This is a genomic window from Candidatus Zixiibacteriota bacterium (assembly GCA_036397555.1).
GTDB lineage: Bacteria > Zixibacteria > MSB-5A5 > WJJR01 > WJJR01 > DATKYL01.
Map to the genome: position 1 here is coordinate 734,750 of DASWIS010000008.1, position 25,150 is coordinate 759,899.

20 protein-coding genes, 2 tRNA genes and 1 other RNA gene are annotated in these 25,150 nt (G+C 61.1%); 21 read left to right on the forward strand and 2 right to left on the reverse strand.

Annotated features, from left to right (window positions below; all coding sequences use genetic code 11):
• Positions 1-29: 29 nt before the first annotated feature.
• The 3 genes from dnaJ (at position 30) to VGB22_04810 (ending at position 2,493) form a co-directional block, all read left to right on the forward strand.
• Positions 30-1,190: a molecular chaperone DnaJ gene (dnaJ, locus tag VGB22_04800; protein HEX9750592.1), complete on the forward strand. Its 1,161-nt coding sequence runs from the start codon at positions 30-32 to the stop codon at positions 1,188-1,190.
• Between the two features lie 179 nt (positions 1,191-1,369).
• Positions 1,370-2,146 carry an RsmE family RNA methyltransferase gene (locus VGB22_04805; GenBank protein ID HEX9750593.1) on the forward strand — a complete coding sequence of 259 codons (777 nt, stop codon included), beginning with the start codon at positions 1,370-1,372 and terminating at the stop codon, positions 2,144-2,146.
• Complete coding sequence (locus VGB22_04810) at positions 2,143-2,493, forward strand: histidine triad nucleotide-binding protein (protein HEX9750594.1); 351 nt, start codon at positions 2,143-2,145, stop codon at positions 2,491-2,493. Before VGB22_04805 ends, VGB22_04810 begins: the two co-directional genes overlap by 4 nt.
• Before the next feature lie 5 nt (positions 2,494-2,498).
• Here VGB22_04810 and VGB22_04815 read toward each other — a convergent pair whose 3' ends face one another.
• Both VGB22_04815 and VGB22_04820 read right to left on the reverse strand, forming a co-directional pair.
• On the reverse strand, positions 2,499-2,969 hold the full coding sequence (locus VGB22_04815; GenBank protein ID HEX9750595.1) for a DoxX family protein: 471 nt from the start codon (positions 2,967-2,969) through the stop codon (positions 2,499-2,501).
• A gap of 54 nt (positions 2,970-3,023) precedes the next feature.
• Complete coding sequence (locus tag VGB22_04820) at positions 3,024-3,683, reverse strand: HAD family phosphatase (GenBank protein HEX9750596.1); 660 nt, start codon at positions 3,681-3,683, stop codon at positions 3,024-3,026.
• A 246-nt stretch (positions 3,684-3,929) separates the two neighbouring features.
• Between VGB22_04820 and rpsU the strand changes: the two genes are divergently transcribed.
• The 18 genes from rpsU (at position 3,930) to VGB22_04910 (ending at position 25,150) form a co-directional block, all read left to right on the forward strand.
• Entirely contained in the window at positions 3,930-4,124 is a 195-nt protein-coding gene (gene rpsU / locus VGB22_04825; protein HEX9750597.1) for a 30S ribosomal protein S21, read from the forward strand.
• Between the two features lie 144 nt (positions 4,125-4,268).
• Complete coding sequence (locus VGB22_04830) at positions 4,269-4,910, forward strand: CvpA family protein (GenBank protein ID HEX9750598.1); 642 nt, start codon at positions 4,269-4,271, stop codon at positions 4,908-4,910.
• 156 nt (positions 4,911-5,066) lie between these two features.
• Positions 5,067-7,466, forward strand: coding sequence for an endonuclease MutS2 (locus VGB22_04835; protein HEX9750599.1), 2,400 nt, complete (start codon positions 5,067-5,069; stop codon positions 7,464-7,466).
• A 5-nt stretch (positions 7,467-7,471) separates the two neighbouring features.
• Positions 7,472-9,256, forward strand: a complete 1,785-nt coding sequence (gene dnaG, locus VGB22_04840) for a DNA primase (protein HEX9750600.1) — start codon at positions 7,472-7,474, stop codon at positions 9,254-9,256.
• A gap of 90 nt (positions 9,257-9,346) precedes the next feature.
• A tRNA-Ile gene (locus tag VGB22_04845) sits at positions 9,347-9,420 on the forward strand.
• A gap of 81 nt (positions 9,421-9,501) precedes the next feature.
• A tRNA-Val gene (locus VGB22_04850) sits at positions 9,502-9,578 on the forward strand.
• A gap of 143 nt (positions 9,579-9,721) precedes the next feature.
• Positions 9,722-10,474 (forward strand): C4-type zinc ribbon domain-containing protein, encoded by a 753-nt coding sequence (locus tag VGB22_04855; protein HEX9750601.1) that lies wholly within the window; start codon positions 9,722-9,724, stop codon positions 10,472-10,474.
• 30 nt (positions 10,475-10,504) lie between these two features.
• Positions 10,505-12,022 carry an IMP dehydrogenase gene (gene guaB, locus VGB22_04860; protein ID HEX9750602.1) on the forward strand — a complete coding sequence of 506 codons (1,518 nt, stop codon included), beginning with the start codon at positions 10,505-10,507 and terminating at the stop codon, positions 12,020-12,022.
• Between the two features lie 203 nt (positions 12,023-12,225).
• An RNA gene (gene rnpB / locus VGB22_04865) (RNase P RNA component class A) lies at positions 12,226-12,599 on the forward strand.
• An 89-nt stretch (positions 12,600-12,688) separates the two neighbouring features.
• Positions 12,689-14,332, forward strand: a complete 1,644-nt coding sequence (gene recJ / locus VGB22_04870; GenBank protein HEX9750603.1) for a single-stranded-DNA-specific exonuclease RecJ — start codon at positions 12,689-12,691, stop codon at positions 14,330-14,332.
• Positions 14,333-15,570: 1,238 nt separating this feature from the next.
• Positions 15,571-16,584, forward strand: coding sequence for a methylmalonyl Co-A mutase-associated GTPase MeaB (meaB, locus tag VGB22_04875; GenBank protein ID HEX9750604.1), 1,014 nt, complete (start codon positions 15,571-15,573; stop codon positions 16,582-16,584).
• A gap of 111 nt (positions 16,585-16,695) precedes the next feature.
• A complete protein-coding gene (locus tag VGB22_04880; GenBank protein ID HEX9750605.1) occupies positions 16,696-18,411 on the forward strand; it encodes a methylmalonyl-CoA mutase family protein in 1,716 nt (571 codons plus the stop codon).
• Positions 18,412-18,574: 163 nt separating this feature from the next.
• A complete protein-coding gene (locus VGB22_04885) occupies positions 18,575-19,372 on the forward strand; it encodes a hypothetical protein (protein ID HEX9750606.1) in 798 nt (265 codons plus the stop codon).
• Between the two features lie 27 nt (positions 19,373-19,399).
• Complete coding sequence (locus VGB22_04890; protein HEX9750607.1) at positions 19,400-19,816, forward strand: cobalamin B12-binding domain-containing protein; 417 nt, start codon at positions 19,400-19,402, stop codon at positions 19,814-19,816.
• Between the two features lie 155 nt (positions 19,817-19,971).
• The gene (locus VGB22_04895; protein HEX9750608.1) at positions 19,972-21,126 is read left to right on the forward strand and encodes an acyl-CoA dehydrogenase family protein; all 1,155 of its coding nucleotides are present in this window, start codon (positions 19,972-19,974) and stop codon (positions 21,124-21,126) included.
• Between the two features lie 27 nt (positions 21,127-21,153).
• The gene (locus VGB22_04900) at positions 21,154-22,035 is read left to right on the forward strand and encodes an MBL fold metallo-hydrolase (protein ID HEX9750609.1); all 882 of its coding nucleotides are present in this window, start codon (positions 21,154-21,156) and stop codon (positions 22,033-22,035) included.
• Entirely contained in the window at positions 22,032-23,582 is a 1,551-nt protein-coding gene (locus tag VGB22_04905; protein ID HEX9750610.1) for an acyl-CoA carboxylase subunit beta, read from the forward strand. Before VGB22_04900 ends, VGB22_04905 begins: the two co-directional genes overlap by 4 nt.
• Positions 23,583-23,605: 23 nt before the next feature.
• A complete protein-coding gene (locus VGB22_04910) occupies positions 23,606-25,150 on the forward strand; it encodes an acetyl-CoA carboxylase biotin carboxylase subunit (GenBank protein ID HEX9750611.1) in 1,545 nt (514 codons plus the stop codon).

Here is a 25,150-nt window from a genome sequence, read left to right on the forward strand (position 1 = left end):
TGGGATGGTGATCTCAACTGGCTGTCGGCGTGGATAAACGCGACTACTATGAAATCCTGGGCGTCGGGCGTGATGCCGATGCCGAAGCGATCAAGCGCGCCTATCGCAAGCTGGCGGTAAAGTTTCACCCCGACAAAAACCCCGGTGACAAGGCCGCCGAAGACAAATTCAAAGAGGCGACCGAGGCCTACGAAGTTCTCAAGGACCCCAAGAAACGGCAAGTCTACGATCAATTCGGCCACACGGGATTGTCGGGTGCCGGGGCCGCAGGTACCGGCGGGTTCGGCGGGTTTGACATTAACGACGCGTTACGCGCCTTCATGCGCGACTTCGGCGGCGGCGCATTCGAGGATCTGTTCGGTGGATTGGGTGGTGGGTCGCGTCGCGGACGCAGCGGCCCGGTCGCCGGTGCCGATTTGCGCGTTCGCCTGAAACTGACGCTCGAAGAAATCGCGGCGGGTGTCGAAAAGAAAATTCGCATCAAGCGCAGGGTGACCTGCGAGACCTGCAACGGGAGCGGCGCCAAACCGGGCGCGGGAACGACCACTTGCCCGCAGTGCCGCGGAGCCGGTGAAGTGCGGCAGGTGTCCCGCTCGGTCTTCGGGCAGTTCGTCAACATCAGCACCTGTCCGCAATGCCGGGGCGCCGGCGAAATCATCGAGACACCGTGCGTGACCTGCCACGGCGACGGGCGCGTCGACGGCACCTCGACTATCACGGTCAAAGTCCCCCCCGGTGTTTCCGAGGGCAACTACATCACCGTGCGCGGCGCCGGCCATGCCGGACCGCGCGGCGGTCCCTCAGGCGACGCACAGGTTTTGATCGAGGAAACGCCGCACGAATACCTCGAGCGCCATGGCGACGACCTGCTCTATCGTTTGCCGTTGAGCTTTTCGCAGGCGGCGCTCGGCGATGCGGTGGTCGTACCGACGATCAATGGCTCGGTGAAACTGAAGATTCCCTCGGGCACGCAGTCGGGCAAGATGTTCCGCTTGCGCGGCAAAGGACTGCCGCACTTGCGCGGTTTCGGCACCGGCGATCAACTGGTTCAGGCGATCGTCTGGACGCCGACCGAACTGTCGCGCGAAGAGAAGGAACTGCTCGAACGCTTCTCGACGCTCAACGGCGGCCAGCCCCCCAAAGCCGACAAGAGTTTCTTCGACAAACTGCGCTCCACCTTCGGCGGCTGAGCGCGCGATAATCAGCCATCATGTCCCGCCATGTGCACGCCGCGCGTCCAGGCGAGGCGCATCCTGGCGCGGGCCGCCGGTCTTCGTCGGTATCCTCACTTGACGCTCCGGTCGAATCTGTCTTGCTTAAATGATCGATCGGTTGTGCTTGCCGGCACGCTGCGTGTCGAGCCGATGCCATGACGACGACCTACCAAGCGCGCCAACGTTTGGCCGATGCGCCGGGATTCTTTTGGACACCCCCCGATGAGATTCAAAACGGCTGCGTGCGGCTCTTCGGCGACGAGGCGCGCCACGCGCGGACTGTATGCCGCGTGACCGCGGGCGAAATGATCACCGTCTGTGACGGCGCCGGGAACGCTTACGACTGCGAAGTCGAGTCCAGCGGCACGCGCGAACTCTTCGCGCGCGTGATCCGTCAGCATCGGGCGCTCGGCGAGCCGATCGCGCAGGTGACGCTGGCGGCCGGTGTCGGACGTCCTGCCGTGTTCGACTGGATCGTCGAGAAAGCGGTCGAACTCGGAGCCGTGCGCATCATTCCGTTGCGCGCGCATCATTCGCCCTCGTCGCTGGGCGGACACGATGCCGCGAAACGTCGTGTCACGCGCTGGCGACGGCTGTCGCTGGCGGCGATGAAGCAGTCGCTGCGCACCGTATGGCCGCCGATCGAGGACATGCAAACACCGGATGAATTGGCCACGACACTCGGCCAATACCATTGGGTCTGGCTCGGCGATCCCGAGGGCGGCTCGATTACGGGAACTGACGATCGGCCGCCGGGGCGGCGTCAGGTCCTGCTGATTGTCGGCCCGGAGTCGGGCTTCACCGCCGACGAACGGCGCGTCTTCATCGATGCCGGAGCGCGGGCCATGTCGCTGGGCGAGCGACGCCTCCGTGCCGAGACCGCGGCGTTGGCGGCGTTGACGCTCGTCATGCACCGCCTGGGGGATATATGACAGACGAGAGACCGTACAACGAACACTGCATTTTCTGCCGCATCATCGCCAAAGAGATGCCCGCGAAGATCCGGTACGAGTCCGAACATGTCGTTGCCTTCGAAGACATCAATCCGCATGCGCCGACACATGTTCTCATCTGCCCCACGGGTCACTACCCCACATTCCTGGAATCGCCGCCGGATGTGCTCGCCCAATTGGACGCAGCAGTCAAGGGGATCGCAGAAGAACTCGGCTTCGGCGAACGTGGATTCCGTCTCGTGGTCAACAACGGGCCCGAATCGGGGCAGATCGTGTTTCACCTGCACTACCACTTTCTCGCCGGAAAAAAGATGGGCGGATTCTGACTCGATCAGTTAATCGAAGTCTGCATCTCGTCGGCTTCTCGATTGGCATGGCTGGTACTATCAAGGAGTCGATCGATCGAGTACCGTCCTGACCCAAGCCACATCAACGTGAAGTAGCAGAGCGCATAGAGCGTCGGCAGCTCCTGCCGTCGCCAGCCGTCGTCGGTGTGGACGATGATCGCCGCGACCAGCATCGTGACCAGCAGGGGTATGGCCGCCAGACGTGTCGTCAGCCCCAGCATCAACGCCACCGAGCAGAAAAACTCAGCGAAGACCGCCAAGGCCATGCTGACCTCGGGACCCACACCGATGGGGTTTCCGAAGCTCGATGCCCGCTCACCGAAGCCGGTCAGCTTTCCCCATCCATGAGTGAGCATCGTCGATCCCAGCCCGATGCGAAACACCAGCAAGGCGGCATCGACATGCCGACCGGAAGTCCTGGTACACACGACTACCCGCCACAGTTTTTTCATCATCGACTCCATTCGCTGAATTGTCGTGGCAAAAGTCGCCGGGATTGCGACTCGCGCTCATGGTAACAACAACCGACGGATGTCGGCGGCAGTTTCCACGATGACATCGGCGCGGGAGAAATCCAGCGCCCGCGTCGTGTCGTTGGGAAAGGCGATGACACTCATTCCTGCCGATTGGGCGGCTCCGACTCCCACATCGGTATCCTCGATGGCGACACAGAGCCCCGGTGACACTGCCAATCGGCGTGCCGCCTCCCGGTAAATGTCCGGTGCCGGTTTCGGCGCCCTGACATCATCGCCGGAAACGACGCTGTCAAAGTGTGAGACGATCCCGCCGTCAGCGAGAACTCGCGCGATGATCTGGCTGAGCGCGGATGAGCACACCGCCAGGCGATATCCGGTCTCTCGAAGGTCGGCGATGAGCTTGAGGATGCCGTCGCGCCAGGGCTGGCCCCGCTCGGCAATGATCTCTGTGTAGATCGCCTTACGCTCAGCCACAAGCTCCTCGACCGTCGACTCCAGAGCGCATCGATCCTTAAGAATCTCGAACATGCGGCGGTCGGTGGAACCGAGAAACTCGCGGTTGTCGTCCCGCGTGAACCCGATGCCCCGCCCGGCGAGCATACGGACAGCCGATTCAAAGTGGACCGGCTCCGAGTCGACGATGACGCCGTCCATATCAAAGATGACGGCCGTGAATCGAGTCTTTCCGATCATCAGCGCAAACGCCTCGTCAAACGGGGCTAACGGTATCTCGTAACATATTGATGGTTAATGAGATACGAAGGTCACGCAATCGATTTCGCGATCCGATTGACAAGGACCGGTCCCCATAGGATATTACTGTGCCGATCAATCAGAACAATGGGTGATCTGCGTAATTGTCTGTGGATGGATGATATGACACGACTTCACTCACCTATAAATGGGGCCGTTGCCCGGCGAAAGGGGTTGAACGGTTGAATGACGGGCGTTCGCGTACGCGACGATGAGTCGTTTGAACGCGCCTTGAAACGTTTCAAAAAAACGTGCGAAAAGGCCGGTATTCTGTCTGACATCAAAAAGCATCAGCACTTCGAGAAACCATCGGACCGGAAAAAGCGCAAGCTGAATCAGGCCAAGCGCCGCATGCGGAAGCGGCACTACAGTAACGAATAGTGTATCGCCTGCCGGGAAGGGGATTCGAGGCACAATAAGAGTGGGCCTCGCGAGGAACTGATTCGAATTGATTCGACTCTCTCCATCGTAACGGAGTGAGGTTCTCAACGTGCGGCACCGCCGTTCGCGGTGCAAGGGGGGCACATGAATCTCATCGACATTCTGCTGCTCATTGGCGTCGCCGCCTGCATGGGCTGGGGCGCCAAGAAGGGGTTCGTGCGGATGATCATGATCACCGCCGGGCTTGCCGCCGCCATTGTTCTGGCGGTGCACCACAACGATTCGTTCTCCACCCAACTGGCGGGGTTTCTGAATGCCTCGGCCATGTGGGTCACGATGGCGGCGTTCATCCTCTCGTCGATGCTGCTCTTCGCGTTGTTCCGCATCGCGGCCAAGATGTTTTACCGGGTCGCCAGCGTCCAGCAGCTCGGCAAGCAGGACCAATTCGGCGGAGCCCTGGTCGGCATCGTCTTCGGCTGGGTGATGATGGGATACCTTGTCTTCCTGGCGCTGTTTCTGCCGCTGCCGTATACCGTCGAGGGCAGCTTGGAGCAGAGTCTGCTGTCGTTGCGCATGGCGTCGGCGGTCCCTTTCCTCTATGAGACAACCGCCAAGCTGCACCCGTCCCAGGACAGCTTCGTCGTCAAGATGGAAGACTCGCTGGACGGAGCGATGCGCAGCGTCCGCAAGGATCGACCCGGACGCAAAGTCAACCGCGCCATTGAAGAGGCGCGGGTCGACGACTACCTCGACCGGATCGACCGCTATTTCAATTCCGACTATTGATCCGCTCCCGCGACCACGAGCTTCGAAGCCCTCGCCGGGATTCCGGCGGGGGCTTTTTGGTCGATCGGCCCCTTGCCCTGTGTCGACCGCCGGGCGCCATCATTTTTCTTCGCGTTGACGGCAACGCGGGCCGAGGCGATGTTATATTTTGACGCCATGAGTGATGCCGTCATTGCCGGCGCGCAGGATTGCGCCATCCTGGAGTTCGACAAGATTGTCAACGCCACACTGGCACTGTGCGCATCCACAATGGGGCGGGAATGGATCGCCCGTCGCCGGCCAACGGCGGACCTGCGGCTGCTGGATCGTCGGCGCGACGAACTGGCAGAAATGCTCACCGTGCTGCGGTCCGGAACATTCCCGAGTCTGGGTCTGCCCGACCTTCGCCCGTCTCTGGAAAAAGCCGCACGGGAGGGATCGTTCCTCGATGCCCCCGAATTTCTGATCGTTCTGGAGTTTCTAACCGGCATCGACACGCTCCTGCGTTTCACCAAAGTTTCCAACGTCGCCTGTCCGCATCTGGAGGAGTACTTCGAAAATTTGAGCGCGGCGTACCCCTTGCGCTCGGCCCTTCAGCATGCCATCACGCCCGAGGGCGACGTCGCCGATAACGCCTCGCCGGAGCTTTCACGCATCCGCAGCGAAAAACGCCGCGTGCGCGATCGCATCGTCGGGCGTCTCGAACGGCTGTTGGCGTCACGGGTCAGCGATCCGTCACGCACCGATGACATCATCACGTTGCGCAACGACCGCTTTGTCATCCCGATGCGCGAAGGCGATCCGGCCGCCAACGACGGCATCATTCAGGACCGCTCCGGCTCCGGTGCGACGCTCTTTGTCGAGCCGATGGGTGTCGTCGAACACAACAACGCCCTGCGCCGCCTCGACATGGAAGAAGGGCGCGAGGTCGAGCGCATCCTGCGCGAACTGAGCGACATCTTGCGTGCCCATCGCGATGCACTGGCCGGTGATGTCGACGCCATCGGCGCGCTCGATGCGATCGCCGCGCTGGCGCGGTTGTGTCTGAAGATCGACGGGGTCGTGGCCGAACGCCGCGATGAGGCCTCCCTGCGGCTCGTCGACGCGCGCCATCCGCTGCTCGTACTCAAATCGTTGTCGTTACACCCCGACCAGCGGTTCCCCATTGTGCCGATGACTGTCGAACTCGGCGATCACCACACGACGATCATCATCACCGGCCCCAACACCGGCGGCAAAACCGTGGCGCTCAAGTCCATCGGCCTGCTGACTCTCATGGCCCAGGCTGGCTGGCCGGTTCCGGCCCGAGAGGGGACCGCACTGGGCGTATTCGATTGCATCATTGCCGATATCGGCGATGAGCAGTCGATTGAATCTTCGCTGTCGACCTTTTCCTCACACCTCTCGCGCATCGGCGATGCGTTACACCGCGCAACCTCACACACACTGGTACTGTTGGATGAACTCGGCGCCGGGACGGATCCGAAAGAAGGCGCAGCGCTGGGCGAGTCGATTGTGTCCACGCTGACCGAACGCGGGACCCGGCTCGTCGTCACGACCCATCACACCGCCTTGAAGACGCTGGCGCAGCACGACGCCCGCATCGAGAACGCATCGCTCCTGTTTGATTCGAAGACGCTCTCGCCGTCATACGAATTTCGTGTCGGGCTGCCGGGGGCGTCGTATGCCATCGACATCGCGCGACGGCTGGGGCTGCCGGAAGACGTTGTCGCCCGCGCGTCGTCGCTGTTGGGCGAACAGGAGAAAGACCTCTCCGCCATGCTCAAAGAACTCGATGAACGACTGGAATCGTTGCGAAAGCGCGAGAGCGAGGCGGAGCGCCACCGCATGTCCGCATCCGAGCTTGAGGAATTCTATCGCGGACAGATGAAAAAGTTCGAAGCGAAGGAATCGGAGCGCAAGAAGGAAGCGCTGGCCGAAGCCGAACGCATCGTGACCGGGACGCGACGCGAAATGGAACGGCTCGTGCGCGAAATCCGCGAATCGCAGGCCGACGCCCAGCGTGTCAAAGCGGCACACAAGGAAATCAGCGAACGATTGTCGGAGATCAGCCGCACGAAAGAGGAGATAATCGCGCCGCCGCCCGAACCGGCCACCGGACCGCTGGCCATCGGTGACACCGTGTGGATTGACGTCTTTGAGCAGGAAGGCGAACTGGCCGACATCGACGACGGACGCGGCAAAGTCAAAGTCCGTGTCCGAAATTTTCTGTACAATCTCGACCGCAGCGCCATCCGAAAGGTTCAATCGGCAGCCGCCGCGCCGGCAAAGCCGCGAACGACGGTCCCGGTGTTTCTCCCGCCCGACGTGGGGGGCGAACTCTCGTTGCGGGGGTATACAGTCGATGAGGCCCTCCAGCGTCTGGATCACTACCTCGACGACGCCCGTCTCGCCGGTTTGACCGAGGTGCGTATCGTGCACGGACGCGGCGAAGGAATTCTCCGCCGCGCGGTCGGCGACTACCTGGGACGCGATGCCCGGGTCGCAGCCAGGCGTTCAGGGCACTGGAATGAAGGAGCCGACGGAGTTACCATCACGACGCTGCATCCGTTGTGAGAGCCATGGCCGACGACATCATCAAAGAACAAATCAAGGAAGCGACCGACATCCTGAGCGTCATCGGGCAGTTCGTGACGCTGAAGAAGCGCGGCGCCAATTGGCTCGGCCTGTGCCCTTTTCATACCGAAAAAACCCCATCGTTCAATGTCCATCCGACGCGCCAGTTCTTTCATTGCTTCGGCTGCGGCAAAGGCGGGGACGTTTTCAGCTTCCTTATGGAGCACGAGGGATGGAGTTTTCCGGAGGCGCTGAAGTATTGCGCCGACCGCGCCGGCATCCGGCTGCCGACGCGGGACGATCACGACGACGAGCGCTCAACTCAACGACGCGCCATGCAGGCAGCGCTGTCACTGGCGGATGCGGTGTACCGCCGCACGCTGTTTTCCCCTGAGGGAAATGCCGCGCTCGATTACCTCCACAAGCGCGGATTTGAAGACGCTGTGCTCAAGACGTCCGGCGTCGGATACGCCCCGAATTCCTACGACCGTCTCCTGAAAGCGGCCAAAGCGCAGGGCATCTCCGAGAAAGCGCTGCAGGCGGCCGGATTGATCGGCATCTCACAAAAGAGCGGACAGCCGTATGATCGGTTCCGAAACCGCGTGACATTCCCCATCCAAAGTCTGTCGGGCCACACGGTCGCGTTCGGCGCACGGGCCCTGGCGGCCGACGACGAACCCAAGTACCTCAATTCTCCCGAAACGGATCTGTACCACAAGGGTCGCATCCTCTATGGACTCTCCTGGAGCCGTGAGGCGATCCGACGCGCCGACTGCGCCTTGATCGTCGAAGGGTATCTGGACTGGCTGCGCTTGTTCGCGTCCGGTCTCGACAATGTCGTCGCAGTCTCCGGTACTGCGATGACCGACCACCAGGCCGTGCTGCTGTCGCGATTCTGCCGACGCATAATCCTGATCTTCGATGCGGATTCGGCTGGCCAGCGCGCCGCGTTACGCGGGATCGAGGTCGCCTTCAACGCCGGTGTCGGTGTCGATGTCGTCGAGCTGCCATCCGGAGACGATCCCGACACCTTCGTTCGGCGCGAGAGCGCCGAGAAGCTGCGTGCGATGATTGATGCGGCGCCAACCATCGTCGAGTACCGTGTCCGGCAGGCCCGTCAGCGCGACGGACGCTTCGATTTTCTCGCCCGCGAGCAATTGACCAAGGAACTGGCTGAGCTGGCGCGACGACTCGACGACGCCGACCGCCGCGAGACATTCATCGGCGAGGCGGCAGGATTCCTCGAGATCGATGAAGCCCACTTTCGTCAGTCGGTCGGATCACGTTCCGCGACGACATCGGTCGGCGGCCAAAGCCCGTTACGGATTCGTCAGATCCCCACGCGTGACGAAGAGTTGTTGCGCATCCTGGCCGACGATCCCGAACGGGTGGCGCAGGCGCGTGAGGCGATCGTGCCCGATGATTTCCGGCAGTCGCTCCACCGACGGATGTATGCGGCGTTGTTGGAGTGGGAGGCAAAAGGCGATGCACGGCCGTCGCCAGAGCAGTTGGGCCGGCAACCCGACGAAATCGCCGAATGGTCGCGGCTGTTCGCGTACGATACCAATCCGGATGCCGCGCAGCAGGTCTTCCGGGACGCCCTCGGAGAGTTCTCCCGACGCCATCGCGCGGTCCCCCGATTGAAGAGTCTGATCGCCCAGGCCGAGAAGGCCGGCGACACCCAGACCGCCAACCGGCTCACCGAGGAACTGGCAGCGCAGATGCGTCTGGACACCCGCGATGACCCCGCTGACAAGGCGACGACGGCTGCGGGAGTTCAGTCGCGGTAGTCGGGGCAAAAAAAGCTTGACCATGCCGCCGAACTGTGGCAATGTTTGAGTTTACCACTGGGACGGGCTCGATGCAAAGTCGCAGGTTCAGGGCCCATAGCTCAGCCGGTTAGAGCAGCTGACTCATAATCAGTTGGTCCCAGGTTCGAGTCCTGGTGGGCCCAGGATGACTGGTCAAGTCCGTACGAACGATGGGACACACGCTCAATGGCAATGGGGGACAACGTGTCAGGAGAGTACTGGTCGGGCGATTAGCTCAGTTGGTTAGAGCGTTCGGTTCACATCCGAAAGGTCACTGGTTCAAGTCCAGTATTGCCCACCATTTCGGCGACGTTCGATGGTTGAAGATCAACTTGGGAAACAGTCGGAGTTTCGCCAGACCCCCTGCGAGCGGGTCTGGTCTCGACAAACGACTGACGTGCGCACCGAATCGGTGCGCTTTTTTTGTCTCTGGGTGACGGCCTGATGATTGAAGTCATCGACAGGAGTTCGCGCGTGATGTCGAACAACAGCATCGAGTTGCTCCTGAAGCTGCAGGGGTTGGACTACCAACTGCTGGAGCTGGAGCGGTCCAAAGAGTATTTGCCGGACATGATCGGCAACTTGCGCGCCGCGATTACGGCGGCCGAAAAAGATCTCGCCGAGGCGCAGGATCAGATGGAAGCGACGCAGTTGGAGCAGAAACGGCTCGAGCTGCGGGTCAAAGAAAAAAATGCCGACCTGGAACGGCTCCTCAAGCAGATGATCGACATCAAGACCAACAAAGAATACGATGCGCTGACGCGGGAAATCGAGCACATCAAATCCGAGATCGCCCGCTCCGAGGAAGCGATCCTGGCCGCCATGGAGCATTTCGACAATCTGACCAAAGCGATTCAGGAGAAAAAGGCCGCGACGGATGAGATCAGGTCCTCCAATGGCAGCCAATTGGAGTCGATCCAAAGCGAAGTCGATTCGGTCGGCGAGAAGATTCGCATCAAGGAGGACGAGCGACGCAACGTGCTGGTGCGCCTCGACGACACGCTGGTCTCCACCTACGAGCGGGTGCGCAAGGGACTGGGCGGCGGCGCGGTCGTGCGCGTACGTCACCGCGCCTGCTCCGGATGCTTTGCCACGCTCCCGCCGCAGTTGATTCAGGAAATCCGGCGCGGCGAACGACTGATTACCTGCTTTACCTGCGGGCGCATTCTCATCTGGGACGACGACGAAAGCGAATAGCCGCCGCTGATCGTATCAGGATCGCACACAATGGTCACCACCCGATCGTTGCAGGCAACGCACACGGTGCAGGACAATGGCCGTGACCGTCACACCCGCATTGGCCCCGAAGCGCTGACGTTCGATGACGTCCTGCTCGTTCCGGCCAAGTCCGATGTCCTGCCCAATAACGTCGATGTCTCCACGCAGCTTGGTCCGATCACCATGCCGCTGCCGATAATTTCGGCGGCCATGGACACGGTGACCGAGTCACGGCTGGCGATCTCGCTGGCGCGGCTGGGCGGGATGGGCACGCTCCACCGCAACATGCCGATCGATCGCCAGGCGGCGGAAGTCGGACGCGTGAAGCGATCCGAAAGCGGTATGATCACCGATCCGATCACCCAGGGGCCGAATGAACCCCTGAGCCGGGCCGTTGAAATGATGCGGCATCACGCGATCTCCGGAATCCCCATTACCGAGGAAGGCCGTCTGGTCGGCATTTTGACCAACCGCGATCTGCGGTTCTGCAAGGACCTCTCGGTGCCGATCCGCGACGTGATGACGAAGCCGCCCCTGATCACGGCGCCGGAGGGCACGACCCTCGATCACGCACAGGACTTGCTCCATCAAAACCGCATCGAAAAACTCCTGTTGGTCGATGGCGCCGGCAAGCTGCGCGGAATGATCACGGTCAAGGACATCATGAAGAGCCGTCAGTTTCCCCACGCCTGCAAGGACGATCGGGGACGCCTGCGGACGCTCGCCGCGGTCGGTGTCGGTCCGCAGGAGGGCCTCGCCCGGGCCCGCGCGCTGGTCGCCGCCGATGTCGACGGGCTGTGCATCGACACATCGCACGGCCACACCAAGGCGGTGCTGGAGACCACCGCGTTGCTCAAACGCGAATTTCCCAACACGCTGCTGATCGCCGGTAATGTCGCAACCGCAGAGGGCGCGCACGATTTGATTGCGGCGGGAGCCGACGTCATCAAAGTCGGCATCGGCCCCGGTTCGATCTGCACGACACGCGTCGTGACCGGCGCGGGCATGCCGCAATTGACCGCGATTCTCGACTGCTGCCACGAAGCCGCCCGCAGCAACAAGACTGTGATTGCCGACGGCGGCGTGAAGTTTTCCGGCGACATCACCAAGGCCCTCGGAGCCGGCGCGTCCGCCGTGATGATCGGCTCGCTCTTCGCCGGTACCGAGGAAGCGCCGGGCGAAAAGGTCCTCTACGAGGGCCGGTCGTTTAAGGTCTACCGGGGGATGGGCTCCGTCGGCGCCATGACCGAAGGTGCGCGCGACCGCTATTACCAGGCCGATCGCGAACTCGCCAAGCTTGTCCCCGAGGGCGTCGAAGGGAGAGTCCCCTACAAAGGAGAGCTGGCCGAATCGGTCCACCAGTTGATCGGCGGTGTGCGCGCCGGCATGGGAATCTGCGGAGCGCCGAATCTGCGACACCTGCGAGAGAATGCCCGATTTGTCCGGGTGACCCAGGCCGGATTGCGCGAAAGCCACCCGCACGATGTTGACATCATGAAAGACGCACCGAATTACCCCCGCGTTTAGTCTTGTTTCGCTTCCCGAGAAACCAATCGTCCGCTGTCGCGTTAAAACTCAAGAGAGCGGTCACTCCCGTCGCGGTGAATTGCGTTGCAACACTTCGAATTCGGGAGTATGTTGATTGTGAAGGGCGCCCCGTCCCTATTGTCTCGTAAGTTATTGTTGTATTGTGATATAAAACTTAAACGAGGAGCATGAGAGATCGCGAGCCGGTGGGTCAGACGGTCGCGTTCCTGTCCGCATGGATGGGAATGAGGAAAGTCCGGGCTCCACAGAGCAGGGTGCCTCCTAACGGGAGGGCGGAGTAATCCGACGGAAAGTGCGACAGAAAACGACCGCCTCGTGCACCACGCATGGGGCAAGGGTGAAAAGGTGGTGTAAGAGACCACCGGCGCGAGGGGAAACCATCGCGGCCGCGTAAACCCCACCCGGAGCAAGGCCAAGCAGGGAAGAGGGGTGGCTCGCCCCGTTTCATTCCCGGGTAGGCCGCACGACCGTCTCGGCAACGAGACGTCCAGATCAATGACCGCCACGTCCCGCCTCCGGCGGGGCGACAGAACCCGGCTTATTGCCCGCCGGCTCACAATCACTCATCCGACCAGACAGGAGGATCCCCTGCGGTCTCTGCAATGGGACTTCGCTCCTGATCCACCCGCCGAGTGCGTTGATGAATTGGCGCGCTCATGCCAGTTGCCGCGCGCGATTGCGCACCTGCTGGCATCGCGCGATCTGAATACGGTCGACTTGGTGCGTCGGTTTTTGCATCCGACACTCGCCGATCTGCACGATCCGTTCTCGCTGCCCGGGATGCAGGGCGCAGTCGACCGCATTACCGAGGCCCTGCACGATCGTGAACAGATCATGGTGTATGGCGACTACGACGTCGATGGGATCACATCGACGTCACTGTTGTATCTGGTGCTCAACCGACTCGGCGCTGAGGTCGTCTACTATCTCCCGAACCGGCTGATCGAAGGTTACGGTCTCTCGGTCGAGGGCGTCGATCAGGCGGTCGCCGCCGAAGTCAAGCTGATCATTACCGTCGACTGCGGGATTACCGCGGTCGAGGAAATCGACTACGCCAACAACCGCGGCATCGAGGTCGTCATCGCCGATCACCACGAACGCGGCACACACCTTCCGGCCGCAACGGCGATCGTCAATCCCAAGTTGGCTGAGGGCCCCATCGACGAACTGGCGGCGGTCGGCGTGGCCTTCAAACTGGCACAGGCGCTGTATGCACAGTTGGGACAGGACGTCGCCGAGCTGGAAGAGCACCTCGATTTGGTCGCGCTGGGCACCGCCGCCGACATCGTGCCCTTGATCGGCGAAAATCGGATTCTCACCAAGTTCGGCCTGCAACAAATCGAGCGCACCCGCAAGCCCGGACTCAAGAAACTCTGCGACAAGGCGGACATCGTCGGCAAAACGGCCACCACCGGGCAGGTGCTCTTCATCCTGGCGCCGCGCATCAATGCCGCCGGGCGTCTCGGTGATGCCCAGTCCGCCGTGCGCCTGATGTCGACGCTCGACGACTCCGTCGCCGAAGAAATCGCACAGCAGTTGGAACGCCACAATCGCGACCGCAAGAAGCTCGATGAACACACGCTGCAACAGGCGCTGGCCCAGGTCGACGGCACTGCCAGTTTGCAGACCGACCGTGCCATCGTGCTGTGGTCGCAGGGGTGGCATCAGGGCGTCATCGGCATCGTGGCGTCACGGCTGGTCGAACGATTCCACCTGCCGACTGTGATGATCGCCGTCGATGGCGACGAGGGCAGGGCCTCGGCCCGTTCGATCCCGACATTCGATGTGTACGAAGCGTTTCGCGCCTGCGATGATCTGCTGCTGCGCTACGGCGGCCACAAATACGCCGCCGGCATGTCGATCTCCCGCGAGCGCATCCCCGAATTCGCCGAACGGTTCAAGCGTGTCGCCGGGGAACGCCTCACCAACGAAGACTTAATCCCGCGACTGAAAATCGACGCGCGTCTGGAGCCCAGCGAACTCGACGAGACCTATATGGACTGCCTCGATCAATTCGCGCCGTTCGGACCGCAAAACCCGCGTCCGGTCTTTCTGGCAACCGGTGTCGAGTTGTCGGGATCGCCGATTGTCGTCGGACGCGGCCATCTGAAGTTTCGTGTGATGTCGGGCGGACGCGTCTACGACTGCATCGGCTTCGGCATGGGCGACCGCGTTCACGAGCTGGCCGGCCGTCCCGACCGTTTCGAGCTGGCCTACATCCCCGAACGCAACGAATGGGACGGCCTCATCCGGTTGCAATTGCGTGTCAAAGACTTTCAGGTGGCGTAGTGTGCCGCCGTCGGCGGGAGTCAGGGGAAATACATGTTGCGTCGTTCGATCATCGCGACGGCTGTTGTGTCGGGCTTATTGGTTCCATCGCCTTGCTGGTCCACGCCGTTGGAGTATCTGGAATTCAGGGCTGCGCAGAATTGGACGTATGATGGCTATCCGTACGACGGTTGGTATCCCTCACACTCAATTGGGATTGGCGCGGAACTCTCTGTTGTGTACCCGGCATCCGTCAACATCGGCTTTGAGCTCCGACAGATCGAGGGACAGATTCGAAGTTCGTACGATTCCCCTGACCATGGGCAGAAACGATTCAGACACATCGCTCTGCCTCTGTTGATCATGCTGAACTCCAACAGGGCATCGTACGGATTCGGCATTGGGTTGGGCCCCAGAGCGGACATCCTTCTCGACACTTGGTCTTCCCAATGCGATTGTGAAGTCGAGGGTTTCCGCGCTCTCTCAATGGGTTATTCATTCGCTACGCGACTCCATGCCTATCTTGGGCGAGTGTCCGTGACGAGCACACTTCGATACAATCATTCAAACCGCCTTTGGCGATCAAATGAGGAGGGCAGTTACTTCGCACTGCGAGGACAGTTAGAGTCACTCGAATTGTGGTTTGGTGTCGGCTTGCGAGTGTCGCCGTCGTTCCTGGAAGGGAATCAGGACCGGAGTGAATAGCCCGCGCGTGCACACTACGTTGGTGTTACGCCAACTAACTGCGATTGGCGCCATCATCCGCCCGCGAAGGCGCGTGGCGGGCACAGCAGCAAGGACGGGATCATGAGTAGTCGCTTGATATTGATTGCACTCATAGCGAGTGCTACAAACTGTTATGATCGACCTTCGCTGCCGACTACACTGAATCCACCAGAAATCCCGAAAGCGGATTACGTGCGAGTGTTGAATGAAAACCCAGGCAATCCTCCACTCTCTCCCTACTCTGCGGGTGGTACTGCAGTTCACTTTATACTGAAAGACTCATGTCTTGTCTGGATTGAGATATATGACACCGTGGGAACGCGTCTAACCGTCATGGTGGACTCGGTATTGGGTCCGGCTGAGTACGTTGCCGGGTGGTTTGGAACCGACAGCGTCGGTAATGAAGTTTCAAGCGGGGTGTACTTCTATCGGGGGCATTTTTGCGATACTACTTACACGCGCAAGATGGTACTCCTGAGGTAGCACCAAGACTCGCGTTGACCACGGTTTCCTCCCGACGTATATCGAGCACTGTGAAGACCGCGGCCCTTCCAAGAGGAGCGACATCAACCCTCCTCTCGCGCTTCCAATCCGGCGACCGGGCCGCGCTGGGACGGCTGATTTCGTATGTCGAGGACCGCTCCGACGGTTACCACACTCTGCTTTCGAAAGTGTTCAAACACGAAGCGGCCGCGTACCGCATCGGCGTGACCGGGCCTCCGGGAGCCGGGAAGTCTTCACTGGTCAATCGCCTTGCGTTGAAGCTTGCGAATGATGGTCACTCGATCGGCGTCATCGCGGTCGATCCGACCAGTCCCTTCACCGGCGGCGCGGTCCTCGGCGATCGCATCCGCATGCAGTCGCTCTATGGGCACGACAACATCTTCGTGCGGAGCATGGCGACACGCGGTTCACCGGGGGGCTTGGCATCGGCGGCGAAAGATGTCTGCGTCCTGATGGAGGGTTTTGGTTTTGACCTGATCTTCGTCGAGACCGTCGGCGTCGGTCAGGTCGAGCTCGATGTCGCCTCGGTTTGTGACAGCGTCATGGTCGTATTCGTCCCGGAATCGGGAGATGCCATCCAGGCGATGAAGTCAGGACTGATGGAGATCGCCGACGTTTTTTGCATCAACAAAGCCGACCGTCCCGGCGCCGACCGGGTCAAGGCCGAGCTCGAAAGCGTGCTGGAAATCCGACGTGAAGTGCAACGTTCGATTGCAGCCCCCGACAGCCCGCCTCCATCGCTTTGGAATCCGCCCGTCGAGATGGCATCGGCGCTGAAGGATGAAGGAATCCCAGCGCTGTGGCAGGCCGTCGAACGGCATCGCGCGTTTCGCAAATCACAGGAACCCCAGGGCCACCGTCGCAACCGTGCCCGCGCCGACCTGCTGATGTCGATTGCGGAATTGTCAAGAACCGGGCTTGAAGCAGAGCTTTATGACACGCCCCGGATCGACGATGCCGTTGAAGCGATTGTGAGTGGGCAATCCGACCCGTACACCAGCGCCCGCAACCTCTTCGGGCAGTGGCGGACCGGCGGACAATGAGCCCAAGCCCTGTCCCAAGAGACTGCGATCATTTGGAATGCGAAGCTGTTATATTAAATTGAGCGCCGTATCAGAACGCTGAGCGACTTTTGGCAAGGACGGTCCGATCGCATGGCCCCGACCTCTCAACGAACAAAGCCCAAACGTGACAAGGGCATTCTGCACAAGCTCCCCAAACGGCAGGAGCTATCCTCAGAGGAACGCTGGCGAAACGAGGTGATCGACGCCGACCGACTCGACGGCCGCAAATTCATGACCGTCTCTTCAGTGCCGGTCAAGTCGCTCTATACTCCCGACGATGTCGCCGGCATCGACTTCGACAGCGAGATCGGCTACCCCGGCTCGCCGCCGTACACGCGCGGCGTGCATGCATCGATGTACCGGCAACGCCTGTGGACCATGCGGCAATTCTCAGGGATGGGCACACCCGCACAGACCAATGCGCGGTATCACTTCCTGCTCAAACAAGGACAGATGGGTCTGTCGGTGGCCTTCGACCTGCCGACGCTGATGGGCTACGACTCCGACCATCCGCGCTCCAAAGGCGAAGTCGGCGTCTGCGGTGTGGCGGTCGATTCGCTCAAAGACATGGAGACGATCTTTCGCGGGATCGATCTGGGCCAAATCTCCACCTCGATGACCATCAATGCGCCCGCCGCGATCATCCTTGCCTTCTACATTGCAGTCGCCGAGAAGCAGGGAGTCAAAACCGGGCAACTGCGTGGCACGCTGCAAAACGACATTCTCAAGGAGTACATCGCTCAGAAAGAGTGGATCTATCCGCCCGAACCGTCGATGAAGCTGATTGCCGACACGATCGAGTTCGGCACGCGGCAGATGCCGCAGTGGAACACGATCTCGATTTCGGGATATCACATTCGCGAAGCCGGCGCGACCGCCGTGCAGGAACTGGCGTACACGCTCGCCGATGGCTTCGCGTATGTCGAAGCGGGATTGGCGCGGGGTTTGGACATCGATGAATTCGCGCCACGGCTCTCATTTTTCTTCAACTCGCATCTGGATTTCTTCGAGGAGATTTGCAAATACCGCGCGGCGCGCAAGATTTGGGCGCGCCACATCCGCGAGCGCTACCATGCCAAAGACGAACGTTCCTGGAAGCTGCGCTTCCACACCCAGACCGCGGGCGTCTCGCTGACCGCGCAGCAGCCGGAAAACAACATAGTCCGTGTCGGCTGGCAGGCGATGGCAGCCGCGCTGGGCGGCACACAGTCGCTGCACACCAACTCGATGGATGAAACACTCGCGTTGCCGTCGGAAAAAGCGGCGCTGATCGCGCTGCGCACACAGCAATTGGTCGCCTACGAGTCGGGCGTTGCCAATACGATCGATCCGTTGGCCGGTTCTTACTTCGTCGAGTCGCTCACCATGCAAATGGAGAAAGAGGCCGAAGCGATCTTCGAGGAAATCGAACGGCGCGGCGGTGTGCTGGCGGCCATCGATCAAGGGTATTTCCAACGTGAACTGGCGAAGTCGGCCTACATCTATCAGCAGGCCGTCGAACGCGGCGAGGCGATCATCGTCGGCGTCAACAAGTTCACCATGGATGATGAGAAGCTCGAAATCCCGGTCCTGAAGATTGAGGGGAATGTCGAAGCCGAACAGGTTGAATCGCTGCGCCAGCTTCGTCAGGCGCGCGACAACGACAAAGTCCAGCGCACCCTGGCCGAGTTGAAGGTAGCCGCGGAACGGGGCGACAATCTGATTCCGTCGTTCATCGAATGCGCCCGCGTGTATGCAACATTGGGCGAAATCGTCGATGTTCTGCGTGGAATCTATGGCGAGTACGAAGAACCGCCGATGATCTGAGCGCGGAATGTGATCTGTTCCCAATGGGAGAGGATTCAGTTCCCCTCTCCCTGTGGCCGAAGGTCTTGAGCGCAGCCGAAAGTGAGAGGGTTAGGGTGAGGGAAAGATGATTGTTGTGCGGGTCAGCCCTCGGGCTGACCCCCAGAGGTAACTCTGATAAACCATGCCTATTGACGGACTGAACATCTCGGAGCAAGCCATGAACTGGCTGCCGATGGTCGGCGCATTCGTCGCCGGAGTGATCGTGTGCGGCGCGATCTTCGCTGTCTGGCACATCCGTTCCAGACGCGCTGATAAGACCGAGGGCGGACGTGTACTCGGGGAGTCGGAACTCCCGATGCCGACGGTTCGCTGGCTCGACGGTGAATCCTCACCGACCGGACGGCGTGTGCTCGACTGTCGCGCGGTGGCGCTCGGCGTGCAACTGGCCACACCCGCCTCCGAGGTCATGGACAAGTTCATCGAGATCACGCATTCCGACGGCAGCGAACTGCAAGGCAACTCACCGCCCAATGCCTGGCTGGTCGATGTCGATTGGGATTTCGATGCCGACGAAGCCGACCAAATCGAGGACGGACTCTGTCCGCAGGTCACCGAGGATCTCTGGCGCATCGACTGCATCGGGCCGCATCTGTATTTTCGCCGCAGTTGGACCGGACAGTTGGTGTTCATGACCAACTACCATCGCATCCCCGCCGCGGGCGCGCGCATCACGCGCATCTGGACGCCCGGCGAAGAACCGTTCCGCGACCAAAGCCCCGAGTACATGTCGGCCTATGTGCGGCATCTGCTCGACACGCACCTGCTCAACATCGCCACGCCGTTTCCGATTCCGCCGGGATTCCCCGACGACCGTCAGAAGATCGCGGCGCTGGTCTTTTACTCGGTCGGACGGCGTGGCTGGCTGGCGGAGTATTTTGACAACACCGAGCCATCGACCGGCAGTCAGCCCGTCGTATAAACAGAGCGACGAAAGGATCGTCTGACAATGCCCGGCAAAATCCGCGTCCTCCTCGCCAAGCCCGGCCTCGATGGCCACGACCGTGGAATCAAAGTAATCGCGGCCGCACTACGCGATGCCGGATTTGAGGTGATCTACACCGGTCTGCGCCAGACTCCCGAAATGATCGCCGAGGCGGCGGTTCAGGAAGACGTGAACTTTGTCGGTCTGAGTATCCTCTCGGGCGCGCACATGACGCTCTTCCCCGAGGTCCAACGGCTTCTCAAGGAAAAGGGTGCGGGCGACATCCACCTGTTCGGCGGCGGGATCATCCCCGATCAGGAAGCCGCCGAACTGGAGGCCAAAGGCATCGGCAAGCTCTTCGGCCCCGGCACCGACACCCGTGATATCATCGAGTACATCCGCACGACCGCCCCGCGCCGACGCGAAGAGCCGGTCATGTAAACCACATCTCGCAGAACCCACCGCAGTCGCTGCGAACTCATCGCTGACAAAATCGCCCGCCGGAGCCAGACATCAGGCGGGTCGGCTTGATTTTCCCCTTGGGGCACAATAACATTGCTCCGGACACGACCCCGAACATGACAGGGAGAGGATGAATGAATCGATTTAACGTCGATGACCGTCAACAGGCAATCAGGGACATGGTGGCCGAATATGCCCAAAAAGAGATTGTGCCGTTCGCCATGGAGCTGGACCGGCGTCCCGAACCGCAGGCGTTTCCCTTCGACTACTACCGCAAGCTGGCGGCGCAGGGGTTCATCGGGTACCCGCTGCCGAAAGAATACGGCGGGCTCGGCAAGTCGTGCATCGAATACACCACGCTCTGCGAAGAGCTTAACTTCTGGGATGCGCCATCAGGACTTTTAACTGAAGTCGCCGTCCTCGCCATCGAGCCGATCGTCAACCACGGCAGCGAGGAACAAAAGAAGAAATATGTTCCCAAGTGCGTGACCGGCGAAATTATTCCCGCCTTCGCCCTGACCGAGCCAAATGCGGGTTCCGATGCATCCAACCAGCAGACCGAGGCGGTCATCGACGGCAACGATCACATCATCAACGGCGAGAAGATTTTTATCATGCACGGCGACGTGGCCGACTTGTTCGTCGTCTTCGGCAAAGTCAACGAACCCGGAGTGCGCGACAAAGTCTCGGCGTGGATCATCGAGGACAAAGGCAACAACGGCATCCGCAAGGAGCCGCTGCGATACAAGATGGGCATGCGCGCCGCCACGACCGGTCGCGTCTGGTTCAAAGACGTCCGTGTGCCGCAAAGCGCGATGCTGGGCGAACGCAACAAGGGATTCCGCTATGCAATGACCACCCTCGACTCCGCGCGGATCGGCGTCGCCGCGCAGGGACTGGGCATGGCCGAACGCGCGCTGCATGAATCGGTCGAGTATGCCAAAAAACGGCAGGTCTTCGGCCAGCCATTGGCCGGATTTCAGGCGATCCAGTGGATGATCGCCGACATGCAGACCCGCGTCGAGGCGACACGCGGGCTGGTGTACCGCGCGGCACAACTCAAAGACAAGGACGTCAAGTACACGCTCGACGCCTCGATGGCCAAGCTTTACGCCGCCGAGACCGCAAACTTCTGCGTCGACCGCGCCATGCAGATTCACGCCGGCTATGGTTACATCGGCGAATTCTCAATCATCGAAAAGCTCTACCGCGACCAACGCATCACCGAGATTTACGAAGGTACCTCGGAGATTCAACGTCTCGTTATCGCCGGATCGCTGCTGCGTTGAAATGGCCGGTCGGGCGGGGCAGGACCCATGAGCAGTCCGCGCGTCGAGACCATTTCGGTCGGCGACTGGCAGGTCGTCGCCATCGAGGAACGCCGCTTCGGCATGGACGGTGGCTCCATGTTCGGGGTCGTGCCGCGACTGTTGTGGAGCCGCAAGATTACGCCGGATGAAGAGAACCGCGTGCCGATGCGCGCCAATGTCTTCCTCGTCCGGACCGGCGATGCCAATGTCCTGCTCGACTCGGGACTCGGCAATTGCCTGGCCCCGATGGATCGCAAAATCTACGCACCGTTAGGCGAATCGACACTCGAGGATTCACTGGCCGCACTGGGGCTGTCCGTCGATGAGATCACCCACGTCATCCTCACCCATCTGCACACCGACCATTCCAACGGCGTATTTGCCGGACATCCCGACCGGCCGGATCTGCGATTTCCCCGGGCGCAGCATTTTGTCCAGTCCGATGAATGGGATGATGCGATGCACCCCGACGAACGGTCTGCCCCCGTCTATCACATCGAACGCTTCACACGCCTGATGGACTCCGGGCGCCTGACATTACTGCAGGGCGACCAGCAGGTCATGCACGGCATCAGCGTCGCGAAAACAGGTGGACACACGCGCGGACACCAGGGAGTTCGCGTGACATCGGCCGATGATCGCTTTTTCTACTATGCGGACATTGTGCCGACCCGTTTCCATCTGAAGGAGCCCTGGGTGTCGGCGCTCGATCTGTACCCGGTCGATACGATGAAGGCCAAACGCGCGCTGTTGTCGGAATGTTGCGATACCGACACTGTCTTAGGGATCTGCCACGATACGGAAGTGATGATGGCCCGCATCGTGCGCCACGAGAAGCGGATGGATGCCGCGCCGGTCGACAGCGTCCCGGTCCCCGTCGTCAGATGACCCATCACTCGCCCAGCGATCGTCTGAACCAGATGCGCCAGCAGGCCGTCTCGCCCGGCGGCGCCCGACGCGAAGAATCGCAGCACGCCAAGGGCAAGCTGTTGGCGCGCGAACGCATTGAGCTGCTGGTCGATGAGGGCAGCTTCGAAGAGACCGATCGGTTCGTGACGCACCGTTCGACCGACTTCGGCCTCGACACGCAGCGTCCGCTTGGGGACGGGGTCGTGACCGGATCCGGACGGATCGAAGGGCGAGTGGTGTTCGTGTTCAGTCAGGACTTCACAGTTTTCGGCGGATCGCTCGCCGAGGGCCACGCGCGCAAGATTTGCAAGATCATGGACCTTGCCGTGCGCACCGGCGCGCCGGTCATCGGCCTGAATGATTCCGGCGGCGCGCGCATCCAGGAGGGCGTCGTCTCGCTCGGCGGCTACGCCGACATCTTTCTGCGCAACACGCTCTACTCCGGCGTGATCCCGCAGATATCGCTCATCCTCGGCCCGTGCGCGGGCGGCGCCGTGTACTCGCCCGCGATCACCGATTTTGTCATTATGGCGCAGGGGACCTCCTACATGTTTGTCACCGGCCCCAACGTGGTCAAGACCGTCACTCACGAGGACATCGATCAGGAGGGACTCGGCGGCGCGTCGGTTCATTCGCAAAAAAGCGGGATTGCACATCTGGTCGGCCGCAACGATGCCGAGGCGATCCTGATGACCCGGCGGCTGATGAGCTTTCTTCCGCAGAATAATCTCGATGACCCGCCGCGACGGACCTGCGACGATCCGGTCGACCGTGCCGATGCCGAGCTTGATTCGCTGGTCCCCGTCGATCCGCAGAAGCCCTACGATATCAAAGACGCGATCACCCGCATTGTCGACGACGGCGACTTCTTCGAGTTGCAGCCCGACTACGCCGGCAACATCGTGATCGGTTTCGCGCGTTTGTCGGGACGGTCGGTCGGGATCGTTGCCAATCAACCCGCCGTTCTGGCAGGGGTGTTGGACATCGCTTCATCGCTCAAGGGCGCGCGGTTTGTCCGCTTCTGCGATTGCTTCAACATTCCACTGGTGGTCTTCGAGGACGTGCCCGGTTTCCTGCCCGGTGTGGCGCAGGAGCACGGCGGCATCATCAAGCATGGCGCCAAACTGCTCTATGCATTCTGCGAGGCGACCGTTCCCAAGGTGACCGTGATCACACGCAAGGCCTATGGCGGTGCGTACGACGTCATGAATTCCAAACATGTGCGCGGCGACTATAATGTCGCTTGGCCGACGGCCGAAGTGGCGGTCATGGGTCCCAGGGGCGCGGCCGAAATCATCTTTCGCCACCAGATCGCCGAAGCCGCCGATTCGGTCGCCGAAACCGAGCGTCTCACCGAAGAGTACCGCGCCAAGTTCGCCAATCCATACATCGCCGCCCAATACGGTTATCTCGACGATGTGATCGAACCGGCGGAAACGCGTTTTAAGCTGATCCGCGCGCTGGAATTGTTGTCCACCAAGCGCGACACCAATCCGCCGAAAAAGCACGGCAACATCCCTCTGTAGCGGCGGGAAGGGGCCCATCGAACATGATGCGACGTGTCCTCATCGCCAACCGCGGAGAAATCGCGGTGCGGATCATCCGCGCCTGCCGTCGCGCGCGGATCGAGTCGGTCGCAGTGTTCTCCGAGGCCGACCGTGCCGGACTCCATGTACGTATGGCTGATTTCGCCTATGCCATCGGCCCGGCCAGCCCCGGCGAAAGCTATCTGAACGTTGACCGCATTATCGCCACGGCGCATCAAGCCAGTGCCGATGCCATTCATCCCGGCTACGGTTTCCTCTCGGAAAACGCGGCATTCGCCGAACGAGTGCAGAAGGAAGGGCTCGTCTGGATCGGTCCGCCGCCGTCAGCCATCGCCTTGATGGGAGACAAAGTCGCCGCCCGCAAACTGATGCAGACGTCCAATGTCCCGGTCGTCCCCGGCTCCGATGGGCCGATCGGCGATGTGCAAAGCGCATTGCGCGAAGCACAGTCGGCGGGCTTCCCGATCCTGTTGAAGGCCGTCGCCGGCGGCGGCGGCAAAGGAATGCGGCTTGTCTCCTCACCCGACGAGTGGCAGACGGCATTCGAAGGCGCGTCACGCGAAGCGCAAAAGGCGTTCGGCGATGGACGGATGTTCTGGGAAAAGTGCATCGTCGGTTCACACCATATCGAGATTCAAATTCTCGGCGGGCCGGACGCTCGAACCGTCGCGTTGGGCGAGCGCGAATGCTCGATCCAACGTCGCCACCAAAAGGTGATCGAAGAGTCACCCTCGCCTCTGATGACCAAAGAACTTCGCGAGAGAATGTGCGCCGCGGCGGTGGCGGCGGCCCAGGGATGCGGGTACGTCGGCGCCGGGACCGTCGAGTTTCTTGTCGACGACCAGCGCAACTTCTACTTTCTGGAAATGAACACGCGGCTGCAAGTCGAGCACCCGGTCACCGAAGCCGTCACCGGGCTGGATCTGGTCATGGAACAGTTCCGGATCGCCTCGCCGGACGGCTGGACGCCCCCGGATTTGTCGGCCGCGCCATTCGGACATGCCATTGAATTCCGCATCTATGCCGAGGATCCGCAAAACAACTTCCTGCCCTCGCCCGGCGTGCTCTCGGTCTATCGCGAGCCGGATGGACCGGGTGTGCGCGTTGATTCAGGTGTCTATCAGGGATCGGAGATTTCAGTTCATTATGATCCGATGATATCCAAGCTCGTGGTCTGGGGACGCGACCGTGCCGAGGCAATTGCCCGCGCTGCCGCGGCACTGGAGGAGTACCTCATCGGTGGCGTCGCCACGACGATCGGGTTTCACCGCGATGTGCTCCGTCTGCAAGAGTTTATCGACGGTCACACGACGACCGACTTCATCGCCAAACATTTCAACGCGGACTTAGAGTCCGGCGCGCCCGATGAGTCACTGAGCCGCGCCATTGCGCTGGCGGCCACGCTCTATGTTTGCCGCCAGAGCGAACGGCATTCACGCACAGTCGGCGCCTCGCCCACGATGCCCGTCGGGTCCCGTTGGCTGACACGTGGGCGTCACGAAGCGACCGCCCGCTGGCCGGTCGGTTCGTTGCCGGAAGGGTTGTGA